Annotated in this window: 13 protein-coding genes; 4 read left to right on the forward strand and 9 right to left on the reverse strand. The window is 74.6% G+C overall.

Features of this window, described 5'->3' with window-relative positions; all coding sequences use genetic code 11:
• Nucleotides 1–137: 137 nt before the first annotated feature.
• Nucleotides 138–1,007 (reverse strand): putative RNA methyltransferase, encoded by an 870-nt coding sequence (locus tag ANAE109_RS02860; RefSeq protein WP_011984880.1) that lies wholly within the window; start codon nt 1,005–1,007, stop codon nt 138–140.
• Between the two features lie 180 nt (nt 1,008–1,187).
• Here ANAE109_RS02860 and ANAE109_RS02865 point away from each other — a divergent pair, with 180 nt between their 5' ends.
• A complete protein-coding gene (locus ANAE109_RS02865) occupies nt 1,188–2,402 on the forward strand; it encodes a glutathione-independent formaldehyde dehydrogenase (protein WP_011984881.1) in 1,215 nt (404 codons plus the stop codon).
• 63 nt (nt 2,403–2,465) lie between these two features.
• On the opposite strand, the gene ANAE109_RS02870 is transcribed toward ANAE109_RS02865, so the two are convergent.
• Entirely contained in the window at nt 2,466–2,954 is a 489-nt protein-coding gene (locus tag ANAE109_RS02870) for a cupin domain-containing protein (protein ID WP_011984882.1), read from the reverse strand.
• A gap of 131 nt (nt 2,955–3,085) precedes the next feature.
• The gene (locus tag ANAE109_RS02875) at nt 3,086–3,832 is read right to left on the reverse strand and encodes an MBL fold metallo-hydrolase (protein WP_011984883.1); all 747 of its coding nucleotides are present in this window, start codon (nt 3,830–3,832) and stop codon (nt 3,086–3,088) included.
• Nucleotides 3,833–3,888: 56 nt separating this feature from the next.
• Between ANAE109_RS02875 and senA the strand changes: the two genes are divergently transcribed.
• Both senA and senB read left to right on the forward strand, forming a co-directional pair.
• Nucleotides 3,889–5,163, forward strand: a complete 1,275-nt coding sequence (gene senA / locus ANAE109_RS02880) for a selenoneine synthase SenA (RefSeq protein WP_011984884.1) — start codon at nt 3,889–3,891, stop codon at nt 5,161–5,163.
• Nucleotides 5,151–6,143: a selenoneine biosynthesis selenosugar synthase SenB gene (gene senB, locus ANAE109_RS02885; protein WP_234945230.1), complete on the forward strand. Its 993-nt coding sequence runs from the start codon at nt 5,151–5,153 to the stop codon at nt 6,141–6,143. The genes senA and senB overlap by 13 nt, the downstream gene beginning before the upstream one ends.
• A 6-nt stretch (nt 6,144–6,149) precedes the next feature.
• Here the strand turns inward: senB and ANAE109_RS02890 are convergent, their stop codons facing one another.
• From ANAE109_RS02890 to ANAE109_RS02905, 4 genes are read right to left on the reverse strand one after another with little or no spacing between them, the layout of a single operon-like run.
• Nucleotides 6,150–7,397 carry an MFS transporter gene (locus tag ANAE109_RS02890; RefSeq protein WP_011984886.1) on the reverse strand — a complete coding sequence of 416 codons (1,248 nt, stop codon included), beginning with the start codon at nt 7,395–7,397 and terminating at the stop codon, nt 6,150–6,152.
• Nucleotides 7,394–8,845 (reverse strand): efflux transporter outer membrane subunit, encoded by a 1,452-nt coding sequence (locus tag ANAE109_RS02895; RefSeq protein WP_011984887.1) that lies wholly within the window; start codon nt 8,843–8,845, stop codon nt 7,394–7,396. The genes ANAE109_RS02890 and ANAE109_RS02895 overlap by 4 nt, the downstream gene beginning before the upstream one ends.
• Entirely contained in the window at nt 8,838–12,002 is a 3,165-nt protein-coding gene (locus ANAE109_RS02900) for an efflux RND transporter permease subunit (RefSeq protein ID WP_011984888.1), read from the reverse strand. Before ANAE109_RS02900 ends, ANAE109_RS02895 begins: the two co-directional genes overlap by 8 nt.
• 29 nt (nt 12,003–12,031) lie before the next feature.
• A complete protein-coding gene (locus tag ANAE109_RS02905) occupies nt 12,032–13,177 on the reverse strand; it encodes an efflux RND transporter periplasmic adaptor subunit (protein ID WP_011984889.1) in 1,146 nt (381 codons plus the stop codon).
• Between the two features lie 94 nt (nt 13,178–13,271).
• On the opposite strand from ANAE109_RS02905, the gene ANAE109_RS02910 reads away from it, so the two are divergent.
• The gene (locus tag ANAE109_RS02910) at nt 13,272–13,901 is read left to right on the forward strand and encodes a TetR/AcrR family transcriptional regulator (RefSeq protein ID WP_011984890.1); all 630 of its coding nucleotides are present in this window, start codon (nt 13,272–13,274) and stop codon (nt 13,899–13,901) included.
• A 57-nt stretch (nt 13,902–13,958) separates the two neighbouring features.
• On the opposite strand, the gene ANAE109_RS02915 is transcribed toward ANAE109_RS02910, so the two are convergent.
• Both ANAE109_RS02915 and ANAE109_RS02920 read right to left on the reverse strand, forming a co-directional pair.
• Nucleotides 13,959–14,933 (reverse strand): CHAD domain-containing protein, encoded by a 975-nt coding sequence (locus ANAE109_RS02915; protein WP_011984891.1) that lies wholly within the window; start codon nt 14,931–14,933, stop codon nt 13,959–13,961.
• Between the two features lie 2 nt (nt 14,934–14,935).
• Nucleotides 14,936–15,439 (reverse strand): inorganic diphosphatase, encoded by a 504-nt coding sequence (locus ANAE109_RS02920; protein WP_041448770.1) that lies wholly within the window; start codon nt 15,437–15,439, stop codon nt 14,936–14,938.
• Nucleotides 15,440–15,614: the final 175 nt, after the last annotated feature.

The following is a 15,614-nucleotide window of genomic DNA, read 5'->3' on the forward strand; positions in this document are numbered from 1 at the left end:
CCCCCTGCCGTGAAGATGTGGTGCCCGCGCCCGCAGGGACAGGTGACGCCGCGCGGCGGCGGCCGGACCACGAGCGCCCGCGGGGCCGCGCCCGTCGCGGGCGCACGCACGCCGGGGCGCCCACCGCCGCGGTGCGGTCAGCGAGCCGCTCCCGGAGCGAGTGCCCGATAAGTCCGGACGGTGACCGCCGCGCGCACCCGCACCGGCTCCCGGAGCGCGCCGAGCCGGTCGGCGACCGCGGCCGGATCGGCGTGCCACGCGCTGGGGCCCATGGCCACGAGCGTCCGCGCCTCGGCGTGCGTGAGCGCCAGCTCGCGCGCAACGTGCGCCTCGCGCGCGAGCGCGAACCGGTCACCCAGGCTTGCCGCGACGCGCTCCGCCTTCTCGGGATCGACGGACAGCAACCCCAGCGCGGCCACGAGCTCGTGGAGGTGCTCGGGCGCTGGGGTGACCACCACGAGCGCGCCGTCCTGCCCGAGGACGCGCGCGAACTCGGGGCCGTTCCGCGGGGCGAAGACGTTCAGGAGGAGCCGCGCCGCCCCGTCGGCGAGCGGCAGGCGGCCCCAGGTGTCGCAGTGCGCCGCCGCGGCGCGCGGGTGCGCCCGGGCAGCGCGACGGAGCGCCGGCTTCGACACGTCGAGGGCGAGCCCGACGGCGTCGGGCAGGGCATCGAGCACCGCCGCGAGGTGCTGCCCCGTGCCCGCGCCCGCGTCCACCACGAGGCGTTGGCCGTCGCCGCCCCAGCGCTCGCGCACCGCCGCGACGATCGCCTCGGAGACGAACGCGTAGTGCCCCGCGCCGAGGAACGCCTCGCGCGCGGCGATCATCTCGGCCGAGTCGCCCGGGTGCGACCGCCGCCCCGTGTCGAGGCTCGCGTAGCCCTGGCGGGCGACGTCGAAGGCGTGGCCGGACGGGCAGCGCAGCGCGTGGCCGGTGCCCGACGCCTCCTCCTCGAGCGCCAGCGCGCACAGCGGGCAGCGCAGCGCGGCGAGCACTTTCGACAGCATCGGACCCGATTAGCAGAACTCCGGGGCGCAGCGCGACCCTTCTCTCTCCGCGACGCCCGAGGACCGGATGACCGCCCCCTCCTTCCTCGCGCCGCGGCGGCGTGGGGCCGGATGGCTTCCTGTCCCGCTGCGTCGCCCGGCGCGCGTGCCGATGTTGCAGCTTTCCGGGAGGAGAGCGACATGCGCGCAGTGGTGTGGAAGGGGCCGGGGAAGGTCGCGGTGGAGAAGGTCGAGGATCCGCGCATCGAGAGCGCGACCGACGTGCTGGTGCGCATCACCACCGCCGGCATCTGCGGCAGCGACCTGCACATGTACGAGGGCCGCACCGTCGCCGAGCCGGGGGTGGTGCTCGGGCACGAGAACATGGGGGTCATCGAGGAGGTGGGCAGCGCGGTGCAGCAGCTGCAGAAGGGCGATCGCGTGGTCCTGCCCTTCAACGTCGCCTGCGGGACCTGCTTCAACTGCTCGCGCGGCTACACCAGCGCCTGCCTGGTGACGAACGAGGAGGGGGCCGGGGCCGCGTACGGCTACGTGGGGATGGGGCCGTACCGGGGCGGACAGGCCGAGCTCTTGCGCGTCCCGTGGGGCGAGGCCAACTGCATCAAGCTGCCCGGCGAGCCGGGCGACGAGCTCGAGGACGACTTCCTGCTCCTCTCCGACATCTTCCCCACCGGCTACCACGCCGCCGAGATGGCCAAGGTGCAGCCCGGCTCCACGGTGGCGATCTTCGGCGCCGGGCCCGTGGGCCTGCTCGCCGCGTACAGCGCGATGCTGCGGGGCGCCGCCGAGGTGTACGTCGTCGACGCCATCCCCGAGCGGCTGGAGAAGGCGCAGCAGATCGGGGCGATCGCCATCGACTTCCGGCAGGGCTCGCCCGCCGAGCAGATCCGCGACCTGCGCCTCGGGAACCCGCTCGTGCGCGGCTCGATGCGCCGCGGCGAGGAGAAGATGGCGGGCGTCATGTGCGGCATCGACGCGGTCGGCTACCAGGCCAAGGACTTCGAGGATCCGAGCAAGGAGCAGCCGACCTCCCTCACCGAGCAGCTCGTGGAGATCATCAACCCCACCGGCGCGCTCGGCATCATCGGCGTCTTCCTCCCGCAGGATCCGGGCGGCAAGGACAGGGCGGCGAAGCGGGGGGCGTACACGCTGCCGTGGGGCAAGCTGTGGGAGAAGGGCATCCAGCTCGGCATGGGGCAGACGCCGGTGAAGAACTACAGCCTCGTGCTCCGCGATCTCGTCGTGGCCGGCCGGGCGAAGCCGAGCTTCATCGTCTCGCGGCGCATCCCGCTCAGCGAGGCGCCGGACGCCTACCGGCGCTTCGACCGGCGCGAGCCCGGGTACACGAAGGTCCTCATCAAGCCGGGCGAGGAGGCGACGGCGGCGACGCACTGAGAGGGCAGCGGACGCGGGCGCTCGCGGGCAGCCGCGAGCCCCGCGTCCGCCACGGCTTCCGGATCAGTGCGCGGTCCCCTGGTTTCGCGGATCGTCCTCGGGGTTCGCGTAGGTGATCGCGAAGGGCCCGACGGCCTCCACCTGGAAGACGGTGTCGTCCGTGCTCGCCCACGCCCAGTGGAACTGCTCCTTCGGCAGGAACGCGTAGTCGCCCGGCTCGAGCGCCCTCGCGGCGCTCCGGTCGAGCGTCCTCCCGTTGCCGAGGTGCAGGCGCCCCGAGATCACCGTCACGTGCTCGTCGAAGGGATGGCTGTGCGGCGCGAAGACGTAGCGGTCGCCCACCTTGAGCCGCACCGAGAACAGGCGATCCGCCCCCGGGTCCCCGTGGAGGACGCAGAACTGACAGCCCGACGGGAAGACGTCGGGCGCGGGCCCCCAGCGCATCTCGTCCTTCGCGATCAGCGCGGGATCCTCGCCCTGCGAGGACCGCCCGCTCTCCGTCCCGCGCGCCGCGGCTCCGACCTGCTGGCCCTCTTGCATCGACACCGCCATGGCTACCTCCTCCTCGACACGCGTGCGTCGAGGCCGACATCCACGGGAGCTAGCCGTCCACCGCGGCGTCGTCGCGCAGATGCGCAGGCGCCTCGCGGGGCGCTCGCCGGCGGCCGAGCGCTCGCCGGGCGTCACACGTCGTAGGCGCGCCCCTGCTCGAGGGGCTCGATCCCGCAGGCCGAGAGATCCAGCTGATCCGGGAAGTGCGCGAGGCGCAGCCGGGCGCGCAGCTCCGGGGGCAGCGCCGCGAGCCGCTCCAGGGGCGTGTGGATGCCGAAGCCCGCCTCGTGGACCACGAGGTCGGCCTCGGCGAGCCAGGCGACGAGCGCGGGATCGAACGCGGTGTCCGCGCTGCACGCCACGCGCCGGCCTCCCGCGGCGATCCGGAACGCCGTCGTCGGGAGGGGGTGACGCGTGAAGCGGCACTCGATCTCGAAGGGGCCGACGCGCACCGCGCCGCGCTCGTCGAGCGGGACGAGCTCGAAGAAGTCCTCGAGGCGCGCGGAGACCGGCGCGCCGCTGCCGAGCGCGACCTGCTCCATCCCCGCGGCGAGGTGCCCGTCCCAGAGCCGGCGCGCCACCTCGGGGTGGGCGGCCACCCGCGCCCGGCGACCGAGCGCGAAGTGGCTGAAGTACGCGAGCCCCTCGAGACCCGAGGCGTGGTCGGCGTGGAGGTGCGTGAGGGCGACCGCCTCGACGCGGTCGACGTCGAGCTCCAGCCCGCTCCGGAGCGAGGCCTCGCGCATCATCTTGCGGATGGGATGGGGGCAGTCCACGAGCAGCCAGCGGTCGCCGGCGCCGAGCGCGAGGCAGGTGGAGTAACGCTCCGCGGAGAACGCGTCGCCGACTCCGAGGGGGACGAGGCGGAGGGCGCTCACGCCCGTATCCTAACCGTCCACGGCAGACGCGCCGCCGCGTGTCTAGGATCTCGACCATGGGGGAGACGCTCACCGGATGGGTCGCGGACGCCAGGCGCAGGACGCTGGAGCTCGCCTCGGCGCTGACCGAGGAGCAGCTCCTCGGGCCGCGGCTGGCGATCGTGAACCCACCTCTGTGGGAGCTCGGGCACGTGGCCTGGTTCCAGGAGCGCTGGGTGCTCCGCCACGGGGCGGGGCGTCCGCCGCTGCGCGCGGACGGCGACGCCCTCTACGACTCCTTCGCCGTGGCGCACGACACCCGCTGGTCGCTGCCGCTGCCCGGATTGGCCGAGACCATCGACTACCTGCGGGGGGTGGAGGCCGGCGTGCTCTCGCTGGCCGGGCGCGGAGAGGCGGACCCGTATCTCGTCCGGCTCACCGTCTTCCACGAGGACATGCACTTCGAGGCGATGGCGTTCACGCACCAGACGCTCGGGTACGCCGCGCCGGTGGTGTCGGGCGCCGCGCCGGCGGAGGCGGGCGGCGGCGACCTGCCTGGCGACGTCGAGGTGCCGGGGGGGACGCTCCGGCTCGGCGCGGAGCGCGGAGAGGGCTTCGTGTTCGACAACGAGAAGTGGGCGCACGCCGTGGAGCTCGCCCCGTTCCGGATCTCGCGGGCGCCCGTCACGCAGGCGCGCTTCGCCGAGTTCGTGGAGGACGGCGGTTACCGGCGCCGGGAGTGGTGGACCGAGGAGGGGTGGCGCTGGCGGGAGGCGACCGGGGCGGGCGCGCCCGCGTACTGGGAGCGGCGCGGCGGGAGCTGGTTCCGGCGCGACTTCGACCGGTGGGTGCCGCTCGAGCCGCATCGACCGGTAGTGAACGTGAGCTGGTTCGAGGCCCAGGCCTTCTGCCGCTGGGCGGGCCGGCGGCTGCCGACGGAGGCGGAGTGGGAGGCGGCCGCGGCCGGCGAGCCGGGGGCGGACGGCCGGCTCGCGCCGCGAAAGCGCCGGTTCCCCTGGGGCGACGCGCCGCCCGAACCCTCGCGCGCGCACCTCGGCGTCCCCGCGCTCGGCGCCCTCGACGTGGGCGCGCTCTCCGCGGGCGACAGCGCCTTCGGCTGCCGGCAGCTCCTCGGCAACGTGTGGGAGTGGACCGCGAGCGACTTCCTCCCGTATCCGGGCTTCTCGCCGGACGCGTACCGCGAGTACTCGGAGCCGTGGTTCGGCACGCACAAGGTGCTGCGGGGAGGGAGCTTCGCGACCCAGCCGCGCCTCGCCTGGAACACCTTCCGCAACTTCTACACGCCCGACCGCCGCGATCAGTGGGCCGGATTCCGCACGTGCGCCGTCTGACGATCTTCGTGGTCACGCCCGCGCGGCGCGGCTCGCACAAGGGCAACCGCGTGACGGCGATCCGCTGGGCCGGCCACCTCCGGGCGCTCGGCCACCGCGTCGCGCTCGCCGAGGGTTGGGACGGGCAGCGCTGCGACCTGCTCGTCGCGCTCCACGCCACGAAGAGTCACGCCTCCGTCGTCCGCTACCGCGAGCGCCGCCCCGACGCGCCGCTCGTGGTGGGCCTCGCCGGCACCGATCTGTACCAGGATCTGCCCGCGTCGCCGGAGGCCCGCCGCTCGCTGGAGCTGGCGACGCGCCTCACCGTGCTCCAGCCCCTCGGGATCGAGGCGCTGCCGCCGGCGGTCCGCCACAAGGTGCGGACCATCTTCCAGTCGGCGCACCCGGTCCGCCCGCAGCCCGCGGAGGACGGCACGCTCCGCGTGTGCCTGCTCGCCCATATCCGCGAGGTGAAGGACGCCTTCCTCGGCGCGGAGGCGGTGCGCCGCCTCCCGCCCCGCTCGCGTGTGCAGCTCGTCCACCTCGGCGCCGCGCTCGACGCCGGCGCGGACGCGCGCGCCCGCCGCGAGATGGAGGGGAACCCCCGCTACCGCTGGCTCGGCGAGCGCCGTCGCTCCGAGGCGCTCGCGACGCTCGCGGGCAGCGCGCTGCTCGTCGTGACCTCGCGCCTCGAGGGGGGCTCGAACGCCGTCTCGGAGGCGCTCGCGTCGGGCGTCCCGGTGCTCTCGACGCGGATCGCCGGCTCCATCGGGGTGCTCGGTCCCGATTACCCCGGGTTCTTCCCGGTCGGCGACGCCGGCGCGCTCGCCGAGCTCCTGCGGCGCGCCGAGGAGGACGCCGCGTTCCTCGCCGCGCTGCGCGCGGGCGTCGAGCGCGTCCGCCCCCTCGTCGCGCCCGAGCGCGAGCGGGAGGCATGGCGCGCGCTGCTCGCGGAGCTCGTGCCGGGGAAGCCTGGGGACGCCCAGCCCAACCGCCGGTGACGGGCGTCACGCGGGCCGCGGCACGAGCTTCAGCAGCGCGAGCGCGGCGAGGAGCGCCAGCGCGCCGGAGCCGGCGAACGCGACGGCGCTGCCCAGCGCGTCCCAGACGAAGCCGAAGGTCGTGCTCGCCGCGAGCGCCGCGAGCCCGACGAGCATGTTGTAGACCCCGAACGCCTTGCCGGTGGCGTTCCCGGCGGCGAGCTCGGCCACCAGCGCGCGCTCCGCCCCCTCGACGAGGCCGTGGGAGATCCCGTACACGGCGCCGAGGACGAAGAGCGCGGGCACGGTCTCGGCGAAGCCGATCGCGGACCACGCGACGGCGTAAACGGTCCAGCCGAGCGCCAGCGCGTCGCGCTTCCCGTACCGGTCGGCGAGCCGCCCGCCGGCGGTGGCGGTGGCGGCCTTCACCACGTGCAGGGCGAGCCAGAGGAGCGGGGCGAGGATGGGGGCGCCGCCGAGCCGCGCCAGCTTCACGAGGATGAAGGCGTCGGTCGCGTTCGCGAACGCGAACAGCCCGAGGGGCACGAGGGCGCGCCGCAGGGCGGGCGGGAGGCGCCCGTCCCGCCGCGCGCGCGGACGGGGCGCCGCGCGCCGCGGCTCGGGGGTGAGGGCGAGCGCGATCACCGCGAGGACGCCCGGCACCGCCGCCCAGAGGAAGACCGTGCGCAGCTGCTCCGCCGTCGCGGCCTGCGCGCCCCGCGCGCCGAGCGACCAGAGGATGCCGGCCCCGAGCAGCGTGCCGACGGCCGCGCCGGCGTGGTCCATGGCCCGGTGGAAGCCGTAGGCGCGCGCCCGGATCGAGGGCTCCGCCGCGGCCGCGATGAGCGCGTCGCGCGGGCTCGTGCGCACCCCCTTCCCGACGCGGTCGACCAGGCGGACGGCGAGCACGTGCCACGGGACGGCCGCGAAGGCGACGAGCGGCCGGGCCGCGGTGGAGAGCACGTAGCCGGCGAGGACCAGCGGCTTCAGCCGCGCGCGCCGGTCGGCGAGCAGGCCGGTCGCGTACTTGAGCGAGTTCGCGACGAGCTCCGCCGCCCCCTCCACGAGGCCGATGAACGTGTTCGAGGCGCCGAGCGTCGCGAGGAACGCCGGCAGCAGCGGGAAGATCGCCTCGCTCGAGGCGTCGGTGAGCAGGCTCACGAGGCCGAGGCCGACCACCGCCCTCGGCAGGGCCGCGCTCGCCTTCGAGCCGGCCGGCGGCTCCGGCGCGGCGCGGGCGGCGACGGGGGCCTCGCCCTGCTCGCCCGCGCTCACGTGCCGCTCGTCGCGGTCTCCCCGCCGCTCGGGGCGGAGCGCTCGCGCCACCCTCCGCCGAGCGCCCGGTACAGGTCCACCAGGTTCACGAGGCGCGCGAGGCGCGACTGGATGAGGAGCTGCCGCGCCGCGAACAGCTCGCGCTGGGCATCGAGCACGCCGAGGTAGCTGTCCACGCCCTTGCGGTAGCGGAGCTCCGACAGGTCGTACCGCCGCTGCTCCGCCTCGGTGCGCGCCCGCTGCGCCTCGAGCTGCTCGTCGAGCGCCGCCCGCGCCACGAGCGCGTCGGCCACCTCGCGGAACGCGCCCTGGATCGCGCGCTCGTACTGCGCCACCTCGATGGACTTCCGCAGGTGCGCGACGTCGAGGCTCGCCCGGAGCGCGCCGCCGGTGAAGAGCGGGAGGTTCACCCGCGGCGTGAAGCTCCAGGTCGTGGCGCCGGCGCCGAACAAGCCCGAGAGCTCGGGGCTCGACGTCCCGCCGAACGCGGTGAGCGAGATGGAGGGGAAGAACGCCGCGCGCGCCGCTCCGATGCTGGCGTTGGCGGACCGGAGCGCGTGCTCGGCGGCGAGGATGTCGGGGCGCCGCCGCAGGACCTCGGACGGCACGCCGGGCGGGAGCTCGGCGAGGAGCGCCTGCGTCTCGAGCGGCTGGGGCGGAGGGAGCTCCGCCGGCAGGGCCTCCCCCACGAGCAGCACGAGCGCGTTCTGCGCCTGCGCCCGCAGCAGCAGCGCGCGGGACAGGTTGAAGCGAGAGGTCTGGACCTGGGCCTCGGCGATGCGCAGGTCGAGCTCGGAGGTCTTGCCCGCCTCGAAGGTGCGCCGGGTGAGGGCGAGCGCCGACTCCACCGTCTCGAGCGTCTGGCGCGCGAGCGCGACCTGGTCGTCGAGGGCGCGCGCGGAGAGGTACTGGGTCGCGACCTCCGCCACGAGCGAGAGGTGCGCGGCGCGCCGCGCCTCCTCGGTCGCGAGGTACCGCTCGAGGGCCGCCGCCGACAGGCTGCGCACGCGGCCGAAGAGGTCCAGCTCGAACGCGGCGACCCCCACCCCCACGGTGTAGCCGGTGGTGGTCTGGGCCTCGCCCGTGGGGCTCAGGTCCTCGCCGAGGTGCTGGCGCGTGACGCTGGCGGACGCTCCGACCGCGGGGAGCAGCTCCGCCCGCTGGATCCGGTGCTGCGCCCGGGCGAGCTCCACGTTCAGCGCGGCCACGCGGAGGTCGCGGTTGTTCTCGAGCGCGAGCGCCACCAGGGCGCGCAGCCGCTCGTCCCCGAACACGTCGCGCCAGCCGAGGTCGGCCGCGGCGGGACCCGCGGCGGCCGGGGTCGAGCCTGCCTCCCAGGCCTCCGCGACCGGGGCCGGCGGGCGCTGGTAGCGCGGCGCCAGCGTGCAGCCCGCCAGGAGGACGGCGGCGGCGCCGAGCGCGGCGCGCGCGTGCGGGGCGCTACGCATGGGCCGCGTCCTCCCTGACGTCCTCGGCGCCGGACGCGTCCTCGGGCGGCACCCCGGCCGGCGCGGGCGCCCTGCGCGCGATGAGCACGAAGAACAGCGGCACGAAGAGGATCGCGAGCGCGGTCGCGGAGAGCATGCCGCCGATCACCGCGAACCCGATGGCGTTCTGGCTCCCGGCGCCGGCGCCGCTCGCGAGCGCGAGCGGCAGCACGCCCAGGACGAACGCCAGCGACGTCATGAGGATGGGCCGGAGCCGCATGCGCGCCGCCTCGAGCGCCGCCGCCGGGGCGGATCTGCCGCGATCGTGCAGCTCGCGCGCGAACTCGACGATGAGGATGGCGTTCTTGGCGGAGAGGCCCACCGTCGTGAGCAGGCCCACCTGGAAGTACACGTCGTTCGGGAGGCCGCGCAGGCTGGACGCGATCACCGCCCCGATCACGCCGAGCGGCACGGCCAGCAGGACGGACACCGGGATGGACCAGCTCTCGTACAGCGCGGCGAGGCAGAGGAAGACCACGAGGATGGAGAGCGCGTAGAGCGCCGGCGCGTTCGCGCCCGAGAGCCGCTCCTCGTAGGAGAGCCCGGACCAGTCCGCCGCGACGCCGCTCGGGAGCTGGCCGACGATCTCCTCGAGCGCCGCCATCGCCTCGCCCGAGGAGTGGCCCGGCGCCGGCTCGCCCTGGATGGCGACGGCGGGGAGCCCGTTGAACCGCTCGAGCTTGGGGGACCCCATGGTCCAGCTCCCGGTGGCGAACGCGGAGAAGGGGACCATCTCGCCCCCGCGCTGGCGGACGTACCAGCGGCCCACGTCCTCGGGGTGCATCCGGAAGGGCGCGTCGGCCTGCAGGTAGACGCGCTTCGTGCGCCCCTTGTCGATGAAGTCGTTCACGTAGCTGACGCCCCACGTCGAGGCGATCGTCGCGTTCACGTCGGCGAGCGAGATGCCCAGGGCGGCGGCCTTCTGCTGGTCGACGTCGATCTTGAACTGCGCGGTGTCCTCCAGCCCCGCGGGGCGCACCTTCGCGAGCCGGGGGTCCTTCTGCGCGAGCCCGAGGAGCTGGTTCCGCGCGTCCATGAGCGCGTCGTGCCCGAGGCCCGCGCGATCCTGGAGCTGGAGCTCGAAGCCGTTCGCGTTCCCGAGCTCGCTCACGGCGGGCGGGGTGAACACGAACACGTTCGCCTCCTTCAGGGTCGAGAAGGCGCGCATCGCCCGCGCCGCCATCGCGTCCGCCTTGAGGTGCTTCCCCTCGCGCTCGTCCCAGGGCTTGAGCCGGATGAAGGCGACGCCCGTGTTCTGGCCGCGCGCGCTGAAGCTGAACCCGGCGATGGACATCACCGACTCGACCGAGTCCTTCTCCTCGGTGAGCAGGTGGTTCGAGACCTTCTCGAGCACCTCGCGCGTGCTCTGCAGCGTGCTGCCGGGCGGCAGGAGGATCTGGGCGAACGCGGTGCCCTGATCCTCGGCCGGCAGGAAGCCCGTGGGCATGCGCGCGAAGAGCCCGGCGAGCGCGGCCACGATCACGCCGTAGGCGATCAGCGCCCGGACGCGCCGGCGCATGAGGAACCCGACCACGCGCCCGTAGCGCCCCGCGCCCCGGTCGTAGAGGCGATTGAACGCGCCGAAGAAGCCGCCGCGCGCGAGGCCGTGCCCGCGCTCGACCGGCTTCAGCAGCGTGGCGCACAGCGCCGGCGTCAGCGTCAGGGCCACGAGCACGGACAGCGCCATCGAGGCGACGATGGTGATGGAGAACTGCCGGTAGATGACGCCGACGGAGCCTCCGAAGAAGGCCATGGGCACGAAGACGGCCGAGAGCACGAGCGCGATGCCGACGAGCGCCCCGGTGATCTGGCTCATCGACTTGCGCGTGGCGGACTTGGGCCGCAGCCCCTCCTCGCTCATCACGCGCTCGACGTTCTCGACCACCACGATGGCGTCGTCGACCAGCAGGCCGATGGCGAGCACCAGCCCGAACATGGTCAGCGTGTTGATGCTGAACCCCGCCGCGGCGAGCACGCCGAAGGTGCCGAGCAGCACCACCGGCACGGCGATGGTCGGGATGAGCGTCGCGCGGAAGTTCTGCAGGAAGAGGTACATCACGAGGAAGACGAGGACGATCGCCTCCGCGAGCGTGATCACGACCTCCTCGATCGAGAGCCGCACGAACGGCGACGTGTCGACGGGATAGACGGCCTTCAGGCCGGGCGGGAAGAACTTCGAGAGCTCGTCCATGCGCGCCCGCACCGCGCCGGCGGTGTCGAGCGCGTTCGCGCCCGCGGCGAGCCGGACGCCGATGCCGCTCGACGGGCGCCCGTTGAAGAAGGTCTCGATCTCCGAGCTCTCGCCGGCGAGCTCGACGCGCGCGACGTCTCCGAGCCGGACCTGCGAGCCGTCGGGGTTCACGCGCAGGAGAATGTTCCTGAACTCCTCCGCGGTCTGGAGGCGCGTCTGCGCGGTGATGGTGGCCGTGAGGCGCTGCCCCTCGACGGCCGGGAGGCCCCCGAGCTGACCGCCGGAGACCTGGGCGTTCTGCGACTGGACGGCGCTCGACACGTCGAGCGGCGTCAGCCGGAAGCTCGTGAGGCGGTCGGGATCGAGCCAGATGCGCATGGCGTACTGCGAGCCGAAGGTCTGGACCTCGCCGACGCCGTTGACCCGGCTGATCTGATCCTGGATCGAGGCGTAGGCGTAGTCCGAGATGTCGTTGCGGGTCATCGACCCGTCCTCGGAGACCAGGCCGATGATGAGCAGGAAGCTGGCCGCCGACTTCACCACCCGCACGCCCTGCCGCTGGACGTCCTGCGGGAGCTGCGGCATCGCGAGCTGGAGCTTGTTCTGGACCTGCACCTGCGCGATGTCGGGGTTCGTGCCGGCCTCGAACGTCAGCGTCAGCTGCGCGTTGCCGGACGAGTCGCTCGACGACGACATGTACCGCAGCCCGTCGAGGCCGGTCATCCGCTGCTCGATCACCTGCGTGACCGTGTCCTCGAGCGTCTTCGCGGACGCGCCGGGGTAGCTCGCGATGACGCTCACCGTCGGCGGCGCGATGGCGGGGTACTGCGAGACGGGCAGGGTGAGGATCGAGAGGGCGCCGGCCAGCATCACGATGATGGCGACGACCCACGCGAAGATCGGACGATCGATGAAGAACTGGGCCACGGGTGCTCCTGATGCGGCGGGATCGGCGCTCAGCGGACGGCGTGCTTCGGGCCGGCCACCGGGACGGGCTTCACCTCCGCGCCGGGCCGGACCTTCTGCAGCCCCTCCACGATCACCTGCTCCCCGCGGGAGAGCCCGGAGGTCACGAGCCAGGCGTCGCCGATGGCGCGATCCGTGACGAGCTGCCGGCGCTCGACCTTCCGCTCCGCGTTGACCACGAGCGCGGTGGGCTGCCCCTTCTGGTCGCGCGCGACCGCCTGCTGCGGCACGAGCAGGGCCTCCGGGTTCACCCCCTCCTGCAGCCGCGCGCGCACGAACATGCCCGGCAGGAGCTCGCCGCGCGGGTTCGGGAACAGCGCGCGCAGCCCGATCGAGCCCGTGCTCGGATCGACCGTGACGTCCGCGAACTGCAGCGTCCCGTCCAGCCCGTAGGGCCGGCCGTCCTCGAGCACGAGCTGCACCTTCGCCTGCCCCTGGCCGGCGCGCTGCAGCTTGCCCTCGGCGTGGTCGCGCCGCAGCCGCAGCGCCTCGGTGCTCGACTGCGTGAGATCCACGTAGACGGGGTCGAGCTGCTGCACGGTCGCGAGCAGCGTCGCCTGGCCCTGCTGGACGTAGGCGCCCTCCGTCACCGCGGAGCGGCCGATGCGCCCGGTGAGCGGAGAGGTGACGGTGGTGTAGCCCAGGTTGATCCGCGCGGTCTGCACGGCGGCGCGCCCGGCCGCGACGTCCGCCTCCGCCGCCTTCAGCGCGGCCACCGCGTCGTCGGCCTCCTGCTTGCTCACCGCGTTCTCGGCGACGAGCTCGGTGTACCGCTGCGCCTGCATCCGGGCCGACGCGACCCTCGCCTCGGCGCGGGCGAGCTGCGCCTTCGCTCCCTCCAGCGACGCCTGGTACTGCGCAGGATCGATGACGAAGAGGGGCTGCCCGGCCTTGACGTCGGCGCCCTCGGTGAAGAGCCGCTTCTGGACGATCCCGTTGACGCGGGCCCGCACCTCCGCCACGCGGAACGCGGACGTGCGGCCCGGCAGCTCCTTCGTGAGCGTCACCGACGTGGGCGCGAGCGTCACGACGCCGACCTCCACCGGGCCGCCGGACGCCTTGGCCCCGGACTTCTGGCCACACGCGGAGAGGAGCGCCAGCCCGAGTACGAGGGAGGTCGAGAGGTGTGTGCTCATTCGCGCCTTTTCTTAGGAGAGGATGGGGGGTGCGGCTGGCTCGCGCACGCCCGGGCTTGACGGACCATACTGAACGGTTCAGTCTAGGTCAATCGTGAGTGACCGCGCCGACGTGGGCGAACCCGAAGCGGTACCGGCCAAGCGCCGCCAGATCCTGGTCGGCGCACGGCGGACGTTCGGAGAGCTGGGCTTCGAGCGGGCGAGCGTCGATCTGATCGCCGCCCGGGCGGGCGTGTCGAAGGCGACCGTCTACCACCACTTCGAGGACAAGCAGGCGCTGTTCGTCGCCTGCGCCCTCGAGGAGGCGGAGGCCATGCGCGCCGGGCTTCGCGCCTGCCTCGACCAGCCCGCCGGCGACGTCGAGCAGGGGCTGCAGCGCATCGGCGAGAAGGTGATGCGGGTGCTGCTCTCGCCCGCCGTCGTGGGCCTCCACCGCCACGCCATCGCGGAGGCGGGGCGCTTCCCGGAGGTCGGCCGGACCATCTTCGATCGCGGTCCCCGCCTCACCCAGGAGCTCATCGCCGCGCACCTCGAGCGGTGGGATCGGAGCGGCGCCCTCCGCATCGACGACCCGCGCTCCGCGGCCGTGCAGTTCGTGGCCCTCTGCCAGGGCGACCTCCTCGCCCGCGCGCGCCTCGCCATGCTCGAGTACCCGGCCGACGAGCAGGTGCGCGAGACGGTGAGCCGCGCGGTGCGGACGTTCGTGCGCGCCTACCGGCCCTGAGAGGGCTGTCCAGGGCTCTCCCGCCGCCGGGTGAACGTTCCGCGAGCGACGGCCGCCTCAGGCGCCCGACGAGGTCGCGGCGGGAGCCGCCCCGCCATTCGCGCGGCGCACGCCCGCGCCGGCGCGGCCCAGGCGCTCCCGGTCGCGTCGACCCTTCGTGAACCGTCGCCGGAGCGAGCGCACGACGCGCTCCTCCCGCCAGCGCTCGAGCTCTTCGGCCAGGGCGCGCCGCTGGCGGGCCCGGTCGTGGCGGAGCCACGCGAGCAGCGTCCGCGCCTCGCGCCGCTCGCGCCTGGCGCCGTCCCGCAGCAGCGCCGAGAGCCGCGCGATGCGCACGTCGCAGTCGTGCAGCGTCCCGAGCCTCTCCTGGAGCGGCGCGAGCGCCTCGACCACGCGCTCCGCGCCGGCGGGGAAGCCCGGCCGTGCGACCTCCGCCACGTACCTGAGCTTCTTCGCGGCGATCCGCAGCCGGTGGGCGGTGCGGGGGTTGGGCGCCTTCCGCGCCGCCGCGAGTCGCCGCTTCAGGGTGCGCAGGCGGTCCTTCACCTCGCGCGCGATGCGCCTCCCCCCGAGGCGACCCTTCCCAGGCGCGGCGGAGGCGGCGCGCTCGATCTCGGGCGCGACGGCGGCGTCGAAGGCGCGGACCGCGCGGCGCAGCCGCTTCACCGCGCGCGGCAAGCCCGCCTCCGCCCACCGGACGAGCGCGCGGGTGCCGCCGTCCGCGCCGCGCTCCAGGAGCCAGGCCCGCTGCACCTGCGGGTCGCGGACGTCGCCGAGCGCGTCCTGCAGCGCCTTCACCTCGTCCTCGAGGTCCGCGAGGTCTCCGCGCCCGAAGAGCGCCATCGCGGCGCGCAGCCGCCGCGCCGCGACGCGCATGTCGTGCACGGCCTCCACGTCGGGCTCGCCCTCGTCGACCGAGACCGCGGCCTCGTACTGGCGGACGTCCTCGAGGCGGCTGCGGACGAGGAGCGGCGCCGCGACCGAGACGGGCGTGTCGGGCGCGAGCCCGGGGACTTCGGCCGGCTTCGCCAAGGCTATCCCCCGAGCAGCCGCTCCGCCGCCTCGGGGCCGCGCCACCCGAGGACGCGGGGATCCTTCGGCTCGAAGAACACCGACGAGGTGAAGAAGTGCTCGATCTCCTCGAGCACGCGGCGGTCGAGGTCCGCGTGCGTGTGCAGCCCCGCGCCCCGGGGGTTCGCGAGCGGAAGCGCCAGGATCCGATCGTTCCGCTCGCGCCCGCCGCCCTTCGCGTCCTGCTCCAGCTCCAGGACCCCGAGCGCGCGGCAGCGGATCACCACGCCCGGGTAGCTCGCCACCTCCCAGTAGACGAGGGCGTCGACCGGGTCGCCGTCGGCCGCCTTCGTCCCCGGGACGAATCCCCAGTCGTAGGGGTAGGCGAACCCGAGCGGGAGCGGGCGGTGAGCGAACATGACGTCGAGCGCGGGGTCGTGCTTCAGCTTCACGGTCGCGCCGCGCGGCGCCTCGACCACGACGTGGAAGCCGCCCGCCGTGCGCGCCCGGACGGAGGAGATGGGCATGCCTCGAATGTGCGACTCGCCGCGCCCGCGCGCCATGGAGGCGAGGGCGCGCCTCGCTACACGTCCGAGGTGCCGGACGGCCTGCGACATCGCGCGCCGTCACGCGTTCGTCACCGCGCCGGGGCGTGCACTCCGAAGGCGGGGGCGCTAGGCTCCGCCATCGAGTCGAGAGGTC

The organism is Anaeromyxobacter sp. Fw109-5 (genome assembly GCF_000017505.1).
Lineage (GTDB): Bacteria > Myxococcota > Myxococcia > Myxococcales > Anaeromyxobacteraceae > Anaeromyxobacter.